This window comes from Candidatus Pelagibacter sp. PS_10_02 (assembly GCF_059418005.1).
On record NZ_CM182076.1, the window covers coordinates 987,711 to 1,005,815 of the forward strand.

The window sequence follows — 18,105 nt, forward strand, 5'->3', positions numbered from 1 at the left end:
ATTTTACCATTTTAATTCTGTTTGGATGAAGTTTACAATAACCTCATATTTCTTTGAAACCAAATCTATACCTTCTTTTTTAATTTCATCTTTATGAATACCATTTGCTATAATTAAAGAGTCATAATTTAAAAGATTTGCACCTTTAATATCAGTATTTAAATTATCGCCGATTGATAATACTTTTTTTCCCTGATTGTTAATTGCTTGATTGTATACCTCAGGAAATGGTTTTCCAAAATATATAACCTCACCACCCAATTTTTCAAAAACAAATGCTACTGATCCTGCACACAATTCTCTTTTGTGACCTCTATCTACAATCAAGTCAGGATTTGTGCATATCATTTTTTTATTAATCTGATCTTTAAATAGTTCTTTATAAAAATTTAAATTGTCACCCTGATCTTCAAACAAACCTGTACAAAGCAAATATTTGCTTTCTTCAATTTCTAATGTCTTATTTTTTTTAAAGTCTAAAAATAAATCAAAATCTCTTGGTGGACCGACATGATAAAACTTATCTTCTAATAAATTTTTTTTTAAATAATTTAACGATGCTTCTCCAGATGAATAAACTTTTTCTCTTATTTCTTTACTCATACCCATCTTTTCTAGAAATGAATTTACCGTCTTATTGGGTCTTGGTGCATTAGTCAAAAGCACGTAATCTTTTTTTGATTTAGTAATTTGCTCTAACGTTTTAACTGCTTCCTTATGAAGGGTGATGCCATTATGTACTACGCCCCACAAATCAATATAAAAAATATCATAATTCTCAATAATTGAACTCAATCCCTCTTTATCTAAATTTTTAGCCATAATGGGAGGTATAGCTTATTAAAATCACAATTTCTCTCGTTTTTTGACCTACATATTTTTTTTACCAAACCTTGAAATAGTTAGCCTAATAGCTATATGAGTCGCACAATAAAAGGAGAATTTATGAAATTTAAACCGTTACACGATAGAGTTCTAATAGAAGTCTTAGACAGCAGTGAAAAAACTGCTGGAGGAATAATTATCCCTGATACAGCTCAAGAAAAACCTCAAGAAGGTAAAGTAATTGCTGTTGGCGGCGGTGCAAAAACTGAAGATGGAAAATTAATTCCAATGGATGTGAAAGTTGGTGACAAAGTTCTTTTTGGCAAATGGTCAGGAACTGAAATCAAAATAGATGGCAAAGAATACAGCATAATGAAAGAATCTGACATTATGGGTATTTCGGGAAAATAATTAAATTAAAGGAGAAAAATAAAAATGGCTAAAATTATAAAATTCGACTCTGAAGCAAGAGCGGCAATGATAAGAGGTGTTGATATCCTTGCAAATACTGTGAAAGTTACTCTTGGACCAAAAGGTAGAAATGTTGTTATCGACAAATCTTATGGTGCTCCAAGAATTACTAAAGATGGTGTCTCTGTTGCTAAAGAAATCGATCTAGAGGATAAATTTGAAAACATGGGTGCTCAAATGGTCAAAGAAGTTGCTAGCAAAACAAATGAGGAAGCTGGTGATGGAACAACTACAGCAACTATTTTAGCTCAAGCGATTATTAAAGAGGGTGTAAAATATGTTACTGCTGGCATGAACCCAATGGATGTTAAAAGAGGAATAGATGCGGCCGTAGATCATGTTAAAGCAAGTTTAATTTCTTCAGCAAAAAAAGTTAAAGACACTGATGAAATTGCTCAAGTTGGAACTATTTCAGCTAATGGTGATAAAGAAATTGGTAACATGATTGCAAAAGCAATGCAAAAAGTTGGCAATGAAGGTGTAATCACTGTTGAAGAAGCTAAAGGAGTTGAAACTGAGTTAGACGTTGTTGAAGGTATGCAATTTGATAGAGGTTATCTGTCGCCATACTTTATTACAAATGCAGATAAAATGACTACAGAGTTAGAAAACCCTTTCATTCTTTTGCATGAAAAGAAATTAACTAACTTACAACCAATGGTTCCACTTTTAGAAGCCGTTGTGCAAGCTGGTAGACCACTAATGATTATTTCAGAAGATGTTGAGGGCGAAGCTCTTGCCACTCTTGTTGTAAATAAACTTAGAGGTGGTTTAAAAGTTGTTGCTGTTAAAGCTCCAGGTTTTGGTGATAGAAGAAAATCAATGCTTGATGATATTGCAATTTTAACTGGTGGTCAGGTTATCTCTGAAGATATTGGTGTTAAACTTGAAAACGTTAAACTTACAGATCTTGGATCTTGTAAGAGAGTTAAAGTTGATAAAGATAACAGTACAATTATTAGCGGCAATGGTAAGAAAACTGAAATTGAAGCTAGATGTGCACAAATCAAACAACAAGTAGGTGAAACAACTTCTGATTACGACAGAGAAAAACTTCAAGAAAGACTAGCTAAACTTGCTGGTGGAGTTGCTGTAATCAAAGTTGGTGGTGCAACTGAAGTAGAAGTTAAAGAAAGAAAAGATAGAGTTGAAGATGCTCTTAACGCAACTAGAGCTGCTGCTGAAGAAGGTATAGTAGTTGGTGGTGGTTGTGCCCTTTTATACGCTTCACAAAGTCTAGAGTCACTTAAAGTTAAGGGTGATGACCAAAAAGCTGGTGTTGCATTAGTAGCTAAAGCTTTACAGGCTCCAATTAGACAAATAACTTTAAATGCTGGAGTAGATGGTTCAGTTGTAGTTGGAAAATTACTTGAACAGAATAAAAAGAATATGGGTTACGATGCTCAGAACGAAGAGTACGTTGATATGTTTACTAAAGGTATCATCGATCCTGTTAAAGTTGTAAGAACAGCTTTACAAGATGCAGCTTCGATTGCTGGATTACTTGTAACTACTGAAGCCATGATTGCTGATAAACCAGATGACAAAGATGCTGGTGCTGGTGGAATGCCTGGTGGAATGCCTGGTGGAATGGGCGGCATGGGTGGTATGGGTGGAATGGGCATGTAATCCCACTCTTTCTAAATAAATTTATAAAAGGCCATCTTTTTAGGTGGCCTTTTTTTTTATTAAGCTGTTATAAGATTAAGATATGTCAAAAAGATACAGCGGAAAATCATTTAAAGATTCAAGTACTGCGAAAAAGCCAAAATTAAGCTTGAAAGAGAAAAGAAAACAAAAAAAAGAAAAGACTAAAAAATCTTAAAATTAGGTTCTTTTTTGACTATGTTTTTTAAAAGTAAAACTTTTAGGTCTATCACTTCTACTCTTAAACTTTTTTTTACCTTTAAAAGTAAAGTCTTTCTTTTTTGTGCTTGATCCTAAACTTTCAGATGGTTTTTTTCCAAAATATTTTGGGTTATTTGTAAAACCAGATGGTTTTGACTTGTCACCAAAACTAGATTTTCCTTTGTAACCGAAACTTTTTTTCTCTCCATCTCTTGATGATCTATCAGGTCTTCCGTAACCAGATGGTTTTGACTTGTCACCAAAACTAGATTTTCCTTTGTAACCGAAACTTTTTTTCTCTCCATCTCTTGATGATCTATCAGGTCTTCCTTTACTAAAAAATTTTTTTTCATCTCTAAATTTTCTTTTTTTATTGTAAGGAGCTTTTCCTCTTTTTTTTCCTCTTGAGTCTCCTCTTGCACCACGTGGTGAAGGTTTAAAATTTGGATCAATTAATTTACTAATTTCATTCCACATCGATCTATCATCAGGTGTTAAAAAAGTTAAAGCAGAACCTTCTGTTCCAGCTCTAGCAGTTCTTCCAATTCTGTGAACGTAATCTTCTGGAACTTGTGGAAGATCAAAATTAATAACGTGCTGGATTAAAGGAATATCCAGTCCTCTTGCAGCAACATCAGTTGCTATTAATATTCTTTTAAGACCTTTTCTAAATGAATTAATTACACGGTCTCTTTTACTTTGACGAAGATCTCCATGAATAGCATCAGCTGAATGGCCCTCTTCTTTAAGACGCTTAACCATTTTATCAGCACCTCTTTTAGTTTTAACAAAAACTAAAATTGATCCTTTTCTCGCTATAAATTGGTCTACTAGTTGATCATATTTATTTTCTTTAAAAACCTGAAGAGTTTCTTGCTTAATTTTTGCGATTGGTACTGATGTTGACCCTGTTGAAATTCTTTCAGGCTTATTTAGATATCTTTCAGAAATTCTAACAATATTCTGAGGTAGTGTTGCAGAAAATAATAAAGTTTGATGATCTTTTGGAACAAATTTTAAAATTAATTCTATTTGAGGGGTAAAACCCATATCTAACATTCTATCAGTTTCATCTAATACTAGATATTTGGTAGCTGATAAATTTAAGCTTTTCCTTTTTAAGTGGTCATTAATTCTTCCAGGAGTTCCAACTATTATTCTTGATCTATTACTTAGTTGCCTAAGTTGTTTTTGCATTGCCTCTCCACCAATAAGTAAGGCAGTTTTAATATTAATTTTATCGCTAATAATACTTTTTATTGCAGCCATTACTTGAGTTGCAAGCTCTCTAGTTGGACACATAACTAATGCAAATGCATTTTTATCTAATATTAATTTATTTATTAGAGGAATACTGAATGCCAATGTTTTTCCAGTTCCTGTTTGGGCTGTTCCTAAAATATCTTTTCCCTCTAAAGCAACAGGAATTGCCATTGCCTGAATTGGAGTTGGTTTCGTAAACTTCATTTTTTCCAATGAATTCTTTAACGAATCTTCTATTTTTAATAATTTAAAATTTTCCATTTAGGTATTTAGATTTTTTAAAATTTAAGGAGATGTGCTCTTAATCCTTTAATACGTCTAATTTATATAGGGATATCTATACGTTTTTATAACAATCACAAGAAGTCAATTTTTAGAATAATTAATTTAAATGAGTAAATATTGATTTTTTTTAAGTTTTCAAATGACTCAATTAATGTATAAGAGCGTCAAATTATGAGTAACAATATTCGAAACATCACAATTATCGCTCACGTTGACCATGGCAAGACAACTATGATCGACAACTTAATGAAGCAAAGTGGTTCATTTAGAGAAAATGAAGTTGTAGATGAAAGGCTGATGGATTCTGGAGAATTAGAAAAAGAAAGAGGAATTACTATCTTAGCTAAACCTGCTTCTATAGATTGGCAAAACACTAGGATTAATATTATTGATACTCCAGGTCACAGAGATTTCGCTGCTGAAGTTGAACGTGTTTTAAGTATGGCTGATGGCGCCTTATTATTAATAGACTCAGCTGAGGGTGTTATGCCTCAAACAAAATTCGTATTAGCTAAAGCACTTAAACAGGGGCTAAAGCCAATAGTTGTAATAAATAAGTTAGATAAAACAGATCAAAGAGCTGATGAAGTTTTAGATGAAACATTCGATTTATTTGTAAGTTTAGATGCAAATGAAGAGCAGTTAGATTTTCCAGTTATGTATGCAAGTGGTAGATCTGGGTGGGCAGATAAAGAAGTAGATGGTCCAAGAGAAAATTTACATCCTTTATTAGATCTAATTATAGAGCATGTTAAACCTGCTGAACTTGATAAAACCAAACCTTTCGCAATGCTATCTACTCTTTTATATGCAGATAGTTTTTTAGGTAGAAGTTTAGTTGGTAAAATATCTCAAGGAACAGCAAAAGCTAACCAACCTATTAAGGCAATAAATCTTAAGGGTGAGAAAGTTGATGAAGGCAGATTAACTAAAATTTTTAGATATGAAGGAACAAAAAAAGTACCCATCGAAGTTGGTGAAGCAGGAGATATTGTAGTAATTGCTGGTTTAGAAAAAGCTAACGTAGCGGATACAATTTGTGATCTTGAAGTAAACGATCCAATTCCAGCAACTCCAATAGATCCTCCAACAATGTCTATTACTATAAGTGTGAATAGTTCACCTTTAGCTGGAACAGAAGGTAAAAAATTAACAAGTACTCAAATCAGAGATAGACTGGTTACTGAAGCACAAAATAATGTTGGAATTTCTTTTTCCCAGAACAAAAATGTTGATGCATTTGTAATTAGTGGTCGAGGTGAGTTAATGCTTGAAATTCTACTGACACAAATGAGACGTGAAGGTTTTGAAATGACTGTAAGTCCCCCAAAAGTTTTATATCAAAAAGACGAAAATGGTAACAGATTAGAGCCAATTGAAGAAATTACTGTTGATGTAGATGAAGAGTTTTCATCAAAGATTATTGACTCCATGAATAGAAGAAAAGGTAAATTACTTGATCTTAAAGATACAGGAAAAGATAAAAAAAGATTAATCTTTCATGCACCAACAAGAGGCTTGATGGGTTACACAAGTAGATTTTTAACTTTAACAAAAGGAACTGGTGTAATTAACAGAATTTTTCATGGTTATGGAAAATTTGAAGGTGAAATGGATGGCAGAAAAAATGGTGCTTTAATTTCAATGGCAAACGGAAAAGCTGTTGCGTTTGCAATATTTAACCTTCAGGCAAGAGGTGAAATGTTTGTTACACATAATGACCCTGTTTATGAAGGAATGATTGTTGGCTTAGCACCAAAACCTGGAGATATGATTATAAATGTCATGAAAGGTAAACAATTAACTAATATGAGAACTCAAGGAACTGACGAAAATGTTGTACTTACTCCAGTAAGACAAATGTCAATTGCAGAACAATTAAGTATGTTGAATACCGATGAAGCTTTAGAGATTACCCCAAAATCTCTTAGACTGAGAAAAGCTATTCTTAATCCTACAGAGAGAAAAAAGAACGAAAAATCTGGGACACCTCTTTAATTACTAAAAATTTTTCCAACAAGATATAATCCTAAAGCAACCGCAGGTCCTATTCCAAAAGCAAACAATAAAGTTCCAAGTCCCACTATCCCTCCAAGATACCAACCTACAGACATTACGGTAATTTCAATAGCGCCTCTTACTAATGCAATTGGTAAATTAGTTTTTTTTTGTAAACCCACCATTAGCCCATCTCTTGGCCCTGCTCCTAAATTTGCAACAAGGTAGATACCACCACCCAACCCAACGATAAGCACAGCAGCAATAGCTAAAAGAACTTGGTTAATATAATTTTCTGGAGTTGGTACAAAATTAATACAAACATCAATCATTAATCCAATAATAATCGCATTCAAAATTGTTCCAATTCCAGGTTTCTGTTTTAAAGGTAACCAAAGAAGTAAAACTCCTATGCTTACAAAAATAGTTATTATTCCTGTTGAAAAATTAACATTTAATGAAATACCTTGGGCAAGAACACTCCAGGGTGAAGCTCCTGCAAATGATACAATTAATAATCCCTCACCTAAACCGAACAAAATAAGACCAAACACTAAAAAAAAAAGTGAGGAAAATTTTGGTTTGAGATTTAAAGGTTTTTCAGAACTCCATGATACTTTAGGAATATTTTTAATATATAAAAACATACAATAATATTTTATGTATTTTATACTTATCTAATTTACAAGATTATTGTTATCAAAAATTTATTTAGGAGTGTAAGCAACATTATAATGTTTTTTACTCATTTTATAAATTAAAGACTTTCTTCAAAAAAAAAGAGGTCTAATATTCTAATTTATAATGAAAAAATTATTAATATTTATTTTTACACTGGTAGTGCTTACTTCAAACCTTTACGCACACACATCTCATTACAAAGACTTTAAAAAGATAGAGATGGAAATTTTAAAAGATGGAAAAGTGATTGGGTATAATTATTATTTTTTTGAAAAAGTTGATGACATATTGATAATTAAAAATCAAATTCAATTTAAAGTAAACCTATTTGGTATTGAAGTTTTTAACCTCGAGGGGTATGGAGTAGAAAAACATAAAGATGATAAACTGATATCATACGAGTCAAAGACTTTACAGAATGATAGAGAGAAATTTGTAAATCTCATTTATGATTCTAAATCAGATAAATTCAAAATTAATGGATCATCTTATATTGGTCTTGCAGATACTAAAAATATAATAGGAAATTGGTGGAACCATCAGATATTACAAGCAGAGTCGCAAATTAGCCCTATATCAGGCAGTATAAAAGAACAGGTTGTAAATTTTTTAGGTAAAGAAAAAATTGAATTATATGGAAGTATAATTGAGGTCGACCACTTTAAATTGACATCAAAAGATATGACCATTCCTAAAGATAAAAGACTAGATTTCGATGTTTGGTACGATAGAGAAAAAGCAATGATTGTAAAAGTTGCTTATTCAAGACTTGGAAACTGGGAGTATAGATTAAAGAGCTACAAATAAAATTTATTATTTAATTTTAAGAGATAAATCTTTTGCACTTAGCCATCCTGACTCAAGTCTTGATCCAACAAACCAGTCTGCGCATACACCCAATCTTAAAGAACTATTCCAGTAACTTTTTATTTTAAGTGGGTTTGAATTAAACGCATACTTCCATCCATGATTTTTTGAATGTAAAATTTTACTTTTTTTAAAATCTGTAAGTTTAAAAAATTTGTCTATTAATATTTTGGAATTTTGTAGTTTATTAATTCTATTATTATTAATGACTTTGTTTGCCCATTTAGGAGTACTTTGAAGAGTCCATAAATCATAATTGCTCTTAAATCTTTTTTTACTATTTTCATAAGCAGCCCACCCTAGAACTGAGTCTGAGAAAAAATAACTACTGATTTTTGATCCTAAATTTTTAACAACCATCATAATTGTTATATTGGCTTCCATTTTAATTTTCTGATTGATAAAAGAATTTTTAATATATTTTTTTGATAATTTTTTTAGTTGAGGAAATGGACATGTTAAAATTATTGATTTGTAAAATTTCTTAGAACCATCATTAAAAGTAAGCTGCCAAATACTATTTTTGTGTAAAATATTGGTAACCTCACTATTAAAAAAACAATTAATATCTTTTAAGAGGTATTTGCTGATGGCATTATTGCCATTCTTACCAATTATTTTGATATGTTTTTTATTTTCTTTGATATTTTCTTTTAAAAAAAGATGTTTACCAGGCCATTTTTTTAAAATTTTTTTTGAAATTAAATTATCTACAAACCTTTTAAATTTGATATTTTTTGGAGAAATATATTGAGCCCCATGATCAAAGCTTTCTTTGAGATTAAATTTTTTATTTGATGCTCTTCCACCAGCACCTCTAGCTTTATCATATACATCTACAATATATTTTTTACTTAGATGATTTGCTATTGTTGCGCCTGATATGCCTGAACCAATAACACAAAAATCTTTCATTTACCGGCAACTACCATGCCTTCAATTAATATTGTTGGTGCATTTGTTGAATATTTAAACTCTAGATCATCTGCTAAAGTAATATTTTTGAATATATCTTTAAAATTTCCTGCAATAGTAATTTCACTTACGGGATATTTAAATATTCCATCTTCGATCATAAAACCATTTGCACCCACTGAATAATCTCCTGTAACTAAGTTACTCCCATGACCAATTGTTTCAGTAATATACAATACTCTTTTATTAAGTTTTAAAAGCTCCCTATATGAAACTGAGCCTTTTTCAAAAAATAAATTACTTGTTCCACCAGATCTACCATTAGATTTTAGGTTTAATTTTTTTCCATTATAGGTGTCCACTAAATAATGTTTTAAAACACCACAATCAACTAACTTTAATTCTTCAGTTTTAACACCCTCAGAATCAAAATATCTTGAGCCCAATCCTTTAACAATATCAGGTTTGTCATAAATGTTGATTGAAGATGAAAATATTTCTTCATCAATTTTACCTTTCAAGAAAGATGTGCCTCTTGCAATAGATGATGCTGATATAGCATTTGCTAAAACACCTAATATCCCTTTTGAAATTCTTCTATCAAAGATAATGCTAATTTTTTCACTTTCTATTTTTTTTGGATTTAATTTCTGTATTGTTTTTTTTGCAGCAACTGATCCAATTTGTTGAGGTCTAATCATATCCTGTAAATGACAAGTGCTTGTAAATTCATAATCTCTTTCCATTTTGTCATTTGCATCTTTGGCAACAGCAACACATGATGCTGAAAAAGATGAAGATTTATAACCATTTATAAATCCATCACTATTTGCTAATATAAAATTAGACTTAGATTCAGTAAAACCTGTTTCAGTATTAATAATTTCTTTTTTTTGAAGTGCTGCTTCTTCGGCTTCTTTTAAATATTCAATTTTTTCATCATTTTCGATATGATCGTCATCATATAAGTTTAGGTCATTAATTTTATCAGCCAGCAATTCTTTGTCTGGTAAAGAATTATACTCATCCTCTGGTGTAATTTTTGTTGTCTCAATGCATCGCTCAATTAAAGTTTCTATATTATCATCATTAAGATTTGATGATGTAATGCTAGATTTTTTTTTTCCAATATAAGTTGTTAAACTTATAGCTAAGCTGTCTGACCTATCAGACTCGTCTAACTTTTTATTTCTGTAATTAACTGTCTCTGATATAGAGTGCATAACAGCAGCACTGCTTTCTGTAGCACCTAACTTTTTAGCTAAATCAATACAAAATGAGGCTTTTTTTTTAAATATTCCTGATCTTTTACCATTTATATTATAATTGAGTTCCACCAACAGTCATTTTGTCAATTAAGATTGAGGGTTGCGCAACACCAACTGGAACACCTTGACCCGCTTTACCACATGTTCCAATACCTGGATCAAGCATCATATTATTTCCAACCAATGAAACTTCTTTTAAAATAGATGGTCCATCACCAATTAAAGTTGCACCCTTAATAGGAGAACCTATTTTTCCATTTATAATTTCGTAAGCTTCAGTGCAATTGAATACAAATTTTCCTGAAGTAATATCAACTTGTCCTCCACCAAAACTTACAGCAAATATTCCCTTATCAACTGACTTAATCATTTCCTCTTGAGAATATTTTCCATTCATCATCATGGTATTTCTCATTCTTGGAAGGACAACATGCTTGTAACTTTCTCTTCTACCACTGCCTGTAGATCTTGTATTCATTAATCTTGCATTTAATCGATCTTGCATAAAATTTTTTAATATTCCATTTTCAATTAATACTGTTTTTTCAGTTGGTGTGCCCTCGTCATCAATTGTTAGACTACCTCTTCTGTTATGAAGTGTTCCGTCATCAATAATTGTTACACCTTCACTAGCCACTCTTTGGCCCATTAAGTTATGAAATGCAGATGTTTTTTTTCTATTAAAGTCACCTTCTAATCCGTGTCCTATTGCTTCATGTATCAATATTGCAGGCCAACCTGATCCTAAAACAACTTTCATCTCTCCTGCGGGGGCTGGTTTGCTATCAAGGTTTACTGATGCAATTCTAAAGGCTTCATCACATACATTTTTCCAATTGTCATCTTTTAAATATTCATCATAGGATTGTCTTCCTCCAATTCCATAAACACCAGTTTCTTTCTTTCCATTTTTCTCAAGCATTACCGAAACATTAAAACGAATTAATGGTCTAACATCAGTTAATACCTCTCCACCTGACCTTATGATTTCTATAGATTTATATTCTCCTGCAAAACTAGCAGTGACCTGCTGAACTATTCCACCTTTTGCTCTAGTATAACTATTAACTTTTTTTAAAAGCTCTAATTTAGATTCAAGTGATTTTTCATCTATCGGATTAATATCTTTATAAAGTTTTTCATTGGTCTTGGGAATTTCATGATTATAAATACCTTTTTGTGATTTAAGAGTTGAACTTAAATTGTTAGCAGACTGCTTTAACGAATTTCTTGAAATCTCATTAGAATGAGAATAGGCAACTACCTCGCCTGTAACTGCTCTTAAACCATATCCTAAATCAGAGCTATAACTTGAGCTCTTAATTTTATCATCATCCAGTACAATTGACTCACTCTTTGAATTTTCTAAATATAGCTCACCGTCATCACAATTATTTAAAGTCTCAGAAATAATATTTTCTGCATCTTTTCTAGATAAATCTGTTTTAGTAAAAAAATCACTCACATGTAATAGATAATAGGTATATTTATATTTTCAATCTGCGTATTTCACGCATATACAAAATGATTGATTATGTGTAATTTTATTTTTAACAAAATAAGGATAAAATGAAAAAATTTGATGAATTAATGAGCGTTTCCAATGAAATAACTAATATCTCTGTAGATGAAGCAAGAGAAAAATTAAAGGACCCAAATGTTCAATTTATTGATGTTAGGGACAAAAGTAGTTTTGATTCAGGGACTATAGGAAATGCAATTAATCTTGAAAGAGGCTTGCTTGAATTTTATTTAGCAGAAGGTAGTCCTTTAGAAAATGAAAATTTTAAAAACAACCCTGATAAAGAATATATAGTTTTTTGTGGTCTTGGTGGCCAAAGTAGTCTTGCAACAAAAACGATGCAAGAAATGGGAATAAAGAATGTAAAAAATATGACAGGTGGAATTAAGGCTTGGAAAGAAAATAAATAATTCGTGAAAGTGTATTTTAATAATTCCTGTAAAATTTGCCGAACAGAGATTAATCTGTATAAAAAACAAAACATAAAAAATATTGAATGGGTTGATATCACAGACAATGAAACAGCAGAAATAGAAACTCAGAAAGATGCAAAAAGTCTTTTAAGAAGACTTCATATTAAAGATGGTGAAAATGTTATTGAGGGTGCAGAAGCTTTCTTATTAATCTGGAAAAATATTCCTAAATATAGATTTCTCTACAAAGTTTTAAAAAAACCTATAATCTTTAATTTATTTTCATTTTTTTATGAAATTGTTGCATTTTTTTTATTCCTAAAAAATAAAAACCAGCTTTTAAAGTAGAAATTAGGTTTTTTTATTCTTGAGAATAAATATTGAATAAAATATCTTTTGCAAATGAGAGTTTTAATATTAGTTATATTATTTTTAAACCTTTCTTATTCTACTAGTTTTGCAGAAAAAAAAATTCTAAATAATCTATTCGATCAACTTAGAGATGTTACTAACCCAAAAACTGCTGAGTTACTGGAAAGAAAGATCTGGGATATTTGGAACGAACATCCAAATAATACGGAATTAACTCAAAAATTAGAATTAGGAACAGAGCTTATGCAATATGGAGATTATAATTATGCACTGAAAGTTTTTAGTAATGTCATAGATAGTGATCCTGAGTGGTCTGAAGCATGGAATAAAAGAGCAACTGTATATTTTTTAATGAGTCAGTTTACAGAGTCTTTAAGTGACATTGATAAAGTTTTAAGTATAGAACCTAGGCATTTTGGAGCTTTATCTGGACAAGCAAGAATTTATATAAATTTAAAAAAGTATGAAAAAGCGATTAAAAGTATTGAAGAAGCATTAAAATTTCATCCTACATTTAAAAATCAAAAACTAATACCTGAAATTCAAAGGCTTATTAACGAAGAAAGTGTTTAATTTAATCTTTTTTAGCCCTTATTCTCGAAATTAATTGAGTTAATGAATCTACCATTAAGTCTGATGCTTTAAATATTTCATTGGCCTTAAATTCATGAGAGATATTTTTTTCTGGATTTGATTTATCTTCAATAACAATTCCTTCATCTGGAGAATTATTCTTTATATAAATTAATAACAACCATTCTTCATCTGGAGCTTCATCCCATTTGATAAATATTTCTCCCGTTTCAAATCTTTGGTCAATACATCTAAAAATAGACATATGTCTTGTAATATGTCTTTTGTTAAGTTGGAAAACCAAACTACTTGCACTTCTATAGAAGCTCTCAAGAGATAGTTCAATTTTTTGTCTAGCAATTTTATAGTCTCTTTCTTTTTGAAGTAGAGTTTCTCTATCTTCATTACCTTGAATTTCAACACCTAAAGCCTCTACTCTTTCTCTAATTTTTTGATCTCGTATAATTCTATATTTATCTTTTAATTTTTCTATTCTTGCCTGAAGGCCTGTATAATCATCTCTTTTTTCCTTTAATGAAATTTTTTCAAGTTTTTCTAATTCTTTAATTTCTCTTATTCTGAATTTTTCAATTTGCTTATCTAGCTGTAACTGTTTTAAAAATTGTTTTTGTCTTTCAGCATGTTCAATTCTTATTAATACTTGTTCCTTTCGTAAAAATAACTTTATATCTCTTGCTCTTTCTTTCTCAAGTCTAGCCTCTTCCTTTAAAGCTTTCTCCTTAAGTTTGGTTTGTTCTTCCTCTTCTTTAATTTTTTGTTTTTGAATTAATAGTTTTTCTTTTTCTTTTTTTTCAATTTCTTCTATTTTTTTTCTTTTTTTTTCTTCAGCTTTTAAAATCTTATATTCAACTATTCTATTAGCTATGCCATCAAAAAAAGCTTGTATATATTTTTCTAAACTAAAATTAATTTTAAAATTAAATTCTGGCTTTAAAGATTGTTGAAACTTAACTATTTGTGAAACAAGGCTTATTTTTTTTTTATAACTAAATTTTTGTTTTTTAATAAATTTTTTTGAAATATTTTTTATTTTTTTTTTGTTATTAATTTTTTTCTTTTTTTTTAAGTTTTTATATTTTTTCTTAATACCTTTTTTTACCTTATTTTTTTTTGAAGGTTTGTTTTTGATATTTTTTTTTTTTATTTTTTTCATACTTTAAAAAGATTAGATTTATCAATTAATTACTGATAAATATAGTCTCTTGTAGAAGGTGTTGAAGTGTAATTTTTAGCTAGTTGAAACTGGTAAACTACCTGATCACCATATTTGAAAGCAATCTCACAAGATGTTAAGTAGAACTCCCACATTCTAAAAAATTTTTCATCAAACATCGATATTACTTTATTCTTATTGCTTAAAAACCTTTCTTTCCAATGTCTTAAAGTTAATGAGTAATGAAGCTTTAAAACCTCAACATCAGATACAATTAAGCCTGATTTTTCTATTGGTTTTGTCATCTCACTCATGCTTGGTGTGTACCCTCCTGGGAATATATACTTATTAATCCATGGCTGAGGGTCTCTTGGGGGATCAACTGAGCCTATAGTATGAACTATTGCTACTCCATTTTCGTCTAGTAAATTAAATATCTGATCAAAAAATTTTTTATAATATTTACGGCCAACATGCTCAAACATACCTACACTTACCACTCTATCAAATTTATCATTAATTTGTCGGTAATCTAATAATTTGAAACGAACCTTTTTTTCTAAACCTAAATCCTTAATCTTTTTTAAACTAAAATTATATTGATTTTCTGAAAGCGTAATTCCTGTAACATCACAATCTATACTTTTAGCAATATCGATAGCGAGAGAACCCCAACCACTTCCTATATCGAGTATCCTTTGACCAGACTTAATATTTAATTTTTTTATGATATGATTAATTTTGTTATTTTGCGCAGTTTCTAAAGTATCATCTTCATTCTTAAAATAAGCACATGAGTATTGTTTTTTTGGATCAAGAAATAGCTCATATAACTCATCAGAAATATCATAATGATGAGCAACATTCATTTTAGATTTTTTTATAAAATTAAAATTAGTTAAATATCTATAAGATCCTCTTAATTTATTTAAAATTTTATTAAATATATTTATATCTGTTCTGCCAATATTCATTAATGCGATATTTAAAAAATCAGTCAAAGATCCATTTTCAATCTCAATATCTCCTTCAGCATAAGCCTCTCCAAAATATAAATCTGGATAAAATAATAGTTTATAGTGTAGTTTTTTATTTAGTAGTCTAACAACTATAGGGTCCTTGTTAAATGGTGTGCCTATTATATATTTATTAGAAAAAGCATCAATTAATACAAAGCCATCCTTTTTAAAAATATTATTTAAAAATCTTGCTAATTGCATTTAAGCTGCCTCTAATGCTTCTAATTTAAAATTGAGCTTATTAAGATCATCAACAAGTTGTTTTTTTTCTTTTTCATTTAAAAGACTCATAGGGGGTATAACATTTTTATAATTATCGTCTTGATCAGAAATCAATGAATGTAATCCGGAAATTAAATTATATTGGTCAAATACACTTCTAACTTTACATAGAGTTTCATTGACTGTTTGCTTTTCTTTTTTAATGAAATCATCATAAACTTTTCTAGCTAAATTAGCTGTGACATTGCAAGTTGCAGTAATTATACCATCACATCCATTCTCAAGTCCTCTTAAAAGTTTCAATTCTGATCCTGGCATGACAGAAAAATTATCAATTTTCAAATTTTCATAAAGGTTATATGAGCTATCTTTTACTCCAATTATTTGTTTTGGAAATTTTTCAACAAGTTTTTCAACACAACTGATGCTAAATTTATATCCACACAATTTTTCAAAATTATATAAAACAATCCTACTATCTGGCACAGCATCTATTAATCTTGAATAAAATTCAACTACTTCACTATCACCATACTTATAATAAGCAGGAGGCATTATTAAAAATTCATTAAATTTTAAAGAATTGGCAATCTTCATTAAATTTATAGTTTCATTTAAAGAATTAAGACCAGTTCCAATTAAGTATTTATCTTTATAAACACTTTTTGATAATTTATTTAATAAACTAATTTTTTCACTAATTGGAATAAGTTGTGCTTGACCAGTGCTTCCAAAAATTGCAACTCCATGGCATCCCTGATCTATGATTTTTTCAGCATGGGCAATAGTTTTTTCAATATTTAGACTTAAATCATCGTTAAGAACTGACATTGAAGCTGCATAAATACCCTTAATTTTACCCATAACTAAAATTTATATAAAAAAAAAGTTTAGTAAAGGTATAAAAGCCTAATATGAAAATTTTAATAGTACAAAATAAAATGGGGATTGGAGATATGGTAATCTATTTGCCATTTATAAATGCTATATCTAAAAAATTCAATACACCTGTTAACATCCTTGTTAAAGAAAGTTCAAAAGCTGAAAAAATTTTAAAAGATGATAAGTCAATAGATAAAATAATAATTCTAAAACAGGGTAATAAACAAAAAAATGCTGAGCATCAAGGCTTTAAAGGTTTTTTTAAATTAGTAAGGGAGCTAAAGGAATACAAATTTGATAAAATTTTTATTTTTAATTCATCATTAAGGTTTAATTTGATTGCAAAATTTGCTGGAATCAAGAATGTTTATCAATACCCTTTGTTTAACAAAAAAGAACAAAATATTATTGATGCCCCGAAAAAACTTTTAAAAAAAAAATTAAATATAGATATACAAGAAAATCCGAAAATTTTACTTAATGAAAAATCTATTTTTGAAGCAAAACTAAAATTTAGAATTAAAAATGATGAAAAAAATATTTTACTTGGTATTGGAGGATCGGGTCCAACAAAAAGAATTCCTGCTAAAACATTTATAGAGCTTATTCGACTAACATCTAATACTCTTCGTTGTAAATTTTTTTTAGCCACTGGTAAAAATCAAGATGAACAAGAAGTTCTAAAAGAAATATTGAATTCAGAATTTAAGGATAAATGTATTCCTTTAGATGATCTAGACATTTATGAAATTTTAGGAATAATTAAAAATTGTGACATTTCTATTTGTAATGACTCAAGTTTCAGTCATCTTTCTTCGGGTCTTGGTATTAAAACAATTGTTTTAATGGCAGACACGCCATTAGTATATGGAAGTTATAATACCCTGATGTACCCAATTCTGCCAGATGGAGAAAGCTTTGTAACACATAACACTTTAGGTAAAGATAAAATCAATCCAATAAAAATTTTTAGTCAATTAAAACAGATTTTAAATTAAGAAATATTTTTTAAGACTAGATCCTTCGCTTCATTTACAATTGAAGATAGTCTGGCTGTTTCTGGGGAAATATCAGGATGAATTTTTTTTTGAATCTTGATATGAGCTTTTTGAACATCATCTTTTGTTACTCTTTTATGAATATCTAGATTTAATATTTTGTAAGCCTCTTCTAGTGACAATGTTGAATGATTCTTAATATTTTGATTTTGATTAAACGAAAATCTTCCTGATCTTCTAAGAGTTTGAATAAGTCTAAATAATCCAATTAATTGAAATATTGAAAGACCTTTTAATTTAACTACAGCCAAACTCAAAAGGGTCAAAGGCACACTTAGTAAAAATTTTCCACCTATGAATAGAATTATAGCCAAGATAATTGATCCAATAAAAATTAATTTTCTTAAATGTTTTGATATTTTTTTAGAAGAAGCATTGGCTAAAAATTTTAATAAAAGATAAATAATTCCTAAAAAAACTAGTATATATATAATAATATTCATATATTT

Annotated in this window: 18 protein-coding genes; 8 read left to right on the forward strand and 10 right to left on the reverse strand. The window is 29.5% G+C overall.

Features of this window, described 5'->3' with window-relative positions; genetic code table 11:
- Positions 1 to 3 precede the first annotated feature (3 nt).
- Entirely contained in the window at positions 4 to 822 is an 819-nt protein-coding gene (locus tag AC5SL1_RS05440) for a TIGR01459 family HAD-type hydrolase (RefSeq protein WP_494599379.1), read from the reverse strand.
- Positions 823 to 945: 123 nt separating this feature from the next.
- On the opposite strand from AC5SL1_RS05440, the gene groES reads away from it, so the two are divergent.
- Entirely contained in the window at positions 946 to 1,236 is a 291-nt protein-coding gene (gene groES, locus AC5SL1_RS05445) for a co-chaperone GroES (protein ID WP_006997749.1), read from the forward strand.
- A gap of 24 nt (positions 1,237 to 1,260) precedes the next feature.
- The gene (gene groL, locus AC5SL1_RS05450) at positions 1,261 to 2,925 is read left to right on the forward strand and encodes a chaperonin GroEL (RefSeq protein WP_494599380.1); all 1,665 of its coding nucleotides are present in this window, start codon (positions 1,261 to 1,263) and stop codon (positions 2,923 to 2,925) included.
- A gap of 198 nt (positions 2,926 to 3,123) precedes the next feature.
- Here the strand turns inward: groL and AC5SL1_RS05455 are convergent, their stop codons facing one another.
- Positions 3,124 to 4,668, reverse strand: coding sequence for a DEAD/DEAH box helicase (locus tag AC5SL1_RS05455; RefSeq protein WP_494599381.1), 1,545 nt, complete (start codon positions 4,666 to 4,668; stop codon positions 3,124 to 3,126).
- A 195-nt stretch (positions 4,669 to 4,863) separates the two neighbouring features.
- Here AC5SL1_RS05455 and typA point away from each other — a divergent pair, with 195 nt between their 5' ends.
- Positions 4,864 to 6,690 carry a translational GTPase TypA gene (gene typA, locus AC5SL1_RS05460; RefSeq protein WP_494599382.1) on the forward strand — a complete coding sequence of 609 codons (1,827 nt, stop codon included), beginning with the start codon at positions 4,864 to 4,866 and terminating at the stop codon, positions 6,688 to 6,690.
- Here the strand turns inward: typA and yczE are convergent.
- A complete protein-coding gene (yczE, locus tag AC5SL1_RS05465) occupies positions 6,687 to 7,337 on the reverse strand; it encodes a membrane protein YczE (RefSeq protein WP_494586399.1) in 651 nt (216 codons plus the stop codon). The two genes, typA and yczE, sit on opposite strands and share 4 nt — an antisense overlap.
- Positions 7,338 to 7,494: 157 nt before the next feature.
- Here yczE and AC5SL1_RS05470 point away from each other — a divergent pair, with 157 nt between their 5' ends.
- A complete protein-coding gene (locus tag AC5SL1_RS05470) occupies positions 7,495 to 8,178 on the forward strand; it encodes a DUF6134 family protein (RefSeq protein WP_271516265.1) in 684 nt (227 codons plus the stop codon).
- Between the two features lie 6 nt (positions 8,179 to 8,184).
- Here AC5SL1_RS05470 and AC5SL1_RS05475 read toward each other — a convergent pair whose 3' ends face one another.
- Genes AC5SL1_RS05475 through tldD form a run of 3 tightly spaced genes read right to left on the reverse strand, consistent with a single transcriptional unit; the run spans position 8,185 to position 11,886 of the window.
- A complete protein-coding gene (locus tag AC5SL1_RS05475) occupies positions 8,185 to 9,153 on the reverse strand; it encodes an NAD(P)/FAD-dependent oxidoreductase (protein WP_494599383.1) in 969 nt (322 codons plus the stop codon).
- Complete coding sequence (locus AC5SL1_RS05480; protein ID WP_494572962.1) at positions 9,150 to 10,490, reverse strand: TldD/PmbA family protein; 1,341 nt, start codon at positions 10,488 to 10,490, stop codon at positions 9,150 to 9,152. The genes AC5SL1_RS05475 and AC5SL1_RS05480 overlap by 4 nt, the downstream gene beginning before the upstream one ends.
- The gene (tldD, locus tag AC5SL1_RS05485; protein ID WP_271516261.1) at positions 10,474 to 11,886 is read right to left on the reverse strand and encodes a metalloprotease TldD; all 1,413 of its coding nucleotides are present in this window, start codon (positions 11,884 to 11,886) and stop codon (positions 10,474 to 10,476) included. Before tldD ends, AC5SL1_RS05480 begins: the two co-directional genes overlap by 17 nt.
- A gap of 104 nt (positions 11,887 to 11,990) precedes the next feature.
- On the opposite strand from tldD, the gene AC5SL1_RS05490 reads away from it, so the two are divergent.
- The 3 genes from AC5SL1_RS05490 to AC5SL1_RS05500 are packed head-to-tail and all read left to right on the forward strand — an operon-like array spanning position 11,991 to position 13,301.
- Positions 11,991 to 12,353 (forward strand): rhodanese-like domain-containing protein, encoded by a 363-nt coding sequence (locus AC5SL1_RS05490; RefSeq protein WP_494599384.1) that lies wholly within the window; start codon positions 11,991 to 11,993, stop codon positions 12,351 to 12,353.
- 3 nt (positions 12,354 to 12,356) lie between these two features.
- On the forward strand, positions 12,357 to 12,704 hold the full coding sequence (locus tag AC5SL1_RS05495) for a thiol-disulfide oxidoreductase DCC family protein (protein ID WP_494599385.1): 348 nt from the start codon (positions 12,357 to 12,359) through the stop codon (positions 12,702 to 12,704).
- A 54-nt stretch (positions 12,705 to 12,758) separates the two neighbouring features.
- Entirely contained in the window at positions 12,759 to 13,301 is a 543-nt protein-coding gene (locus AC5SL1_RS05500; protein WP_494599386.1) for a tetratricopeptide repeat protein, read from the forward strand.
- 1 nt (position 13,302) lies between these two features.
- On the opposite strand, the gene AC5SL1_RS05505 is transcribed toward AC5SL1_RS05500, so the two are convergent.
- From AC5SL1_RS05505 to AC5SL1_RS05515, 3 genes are read right to left on the reverse strand one after another with little or no spacing between them, the layout of a single operon-like run.
- Complete coding sequence (locus tag AC5SL1_RS05505) at positions 13,303 to 14,475, reverse strand: hypothetical protein (RefSeq protein ID WP_494599387.1); 1,173 nt, start codon at positions 14,473 to 14,475, stop codon at positions 13,303 to 13,305.
- A 29-nt stretch (positions 14,476 to 14,504) separates the two neighbouring features.
- Complete coding sequence (locus AC5SL1_RS05510) at positions 14,505 to 15,695, reverse strand: class I SAM-dependent methyltransferase (RefSeq protein ID WP_494599388.1); 1,191 nt, start codon at positions 15,693 to 15,695, stop codon at positions 14,505 to 14,507.
- On the reverse strand, positions 15,696 to 16,580 hold the full coding sequence (locus tag AC5SL1_RS05515; protein ID WP_494599389.1) for a dihydrodipicolinate synthase family protein: 885 nt from the start codon (positions 16,578 to 16,580) through the stop codon (positions 15,696 to 15,698).
- A 50-nt stretch (positions 16,581 to 16,630) separates the two neighbouring features.
- Here AC5SL1_RS05515 and AC5SL1_RS05520 point away from each other — a divergent pair, with 50 nt between their 5' ends.
- Positions 16,631 to 17,596, forward strand: coding sequence for a glycosyltransferase family 9 protein (locus AC5SL1_RS05520; RefSeq protein WP_494599390.1), 966 nt, complete (start codon positions 16,631 to 16,633; stop codon positions 17,594 to 17,596).
- On the opposite strand, the gene AC5SL1_RS05525 is transcribed toward AC5SL1_RS05520, so the two are convergent.
- A complete protein-coding gene (locus AC5SL1_RS05525) occupies positions 17,593 to 18,099 on the reverse strand; it encodes a J domain-containing protein (protein ID WP_494599391.1) in 507 nt (168 codons plus the stop codon). The two genes, AC5SL1_RS05520 and AC5SL1_RS05525, sit on opposite strands and share 4 nt — an antisense overlap.
- Positions 18,100 to 18,105 lie beyond the last annotated feature (6 nt).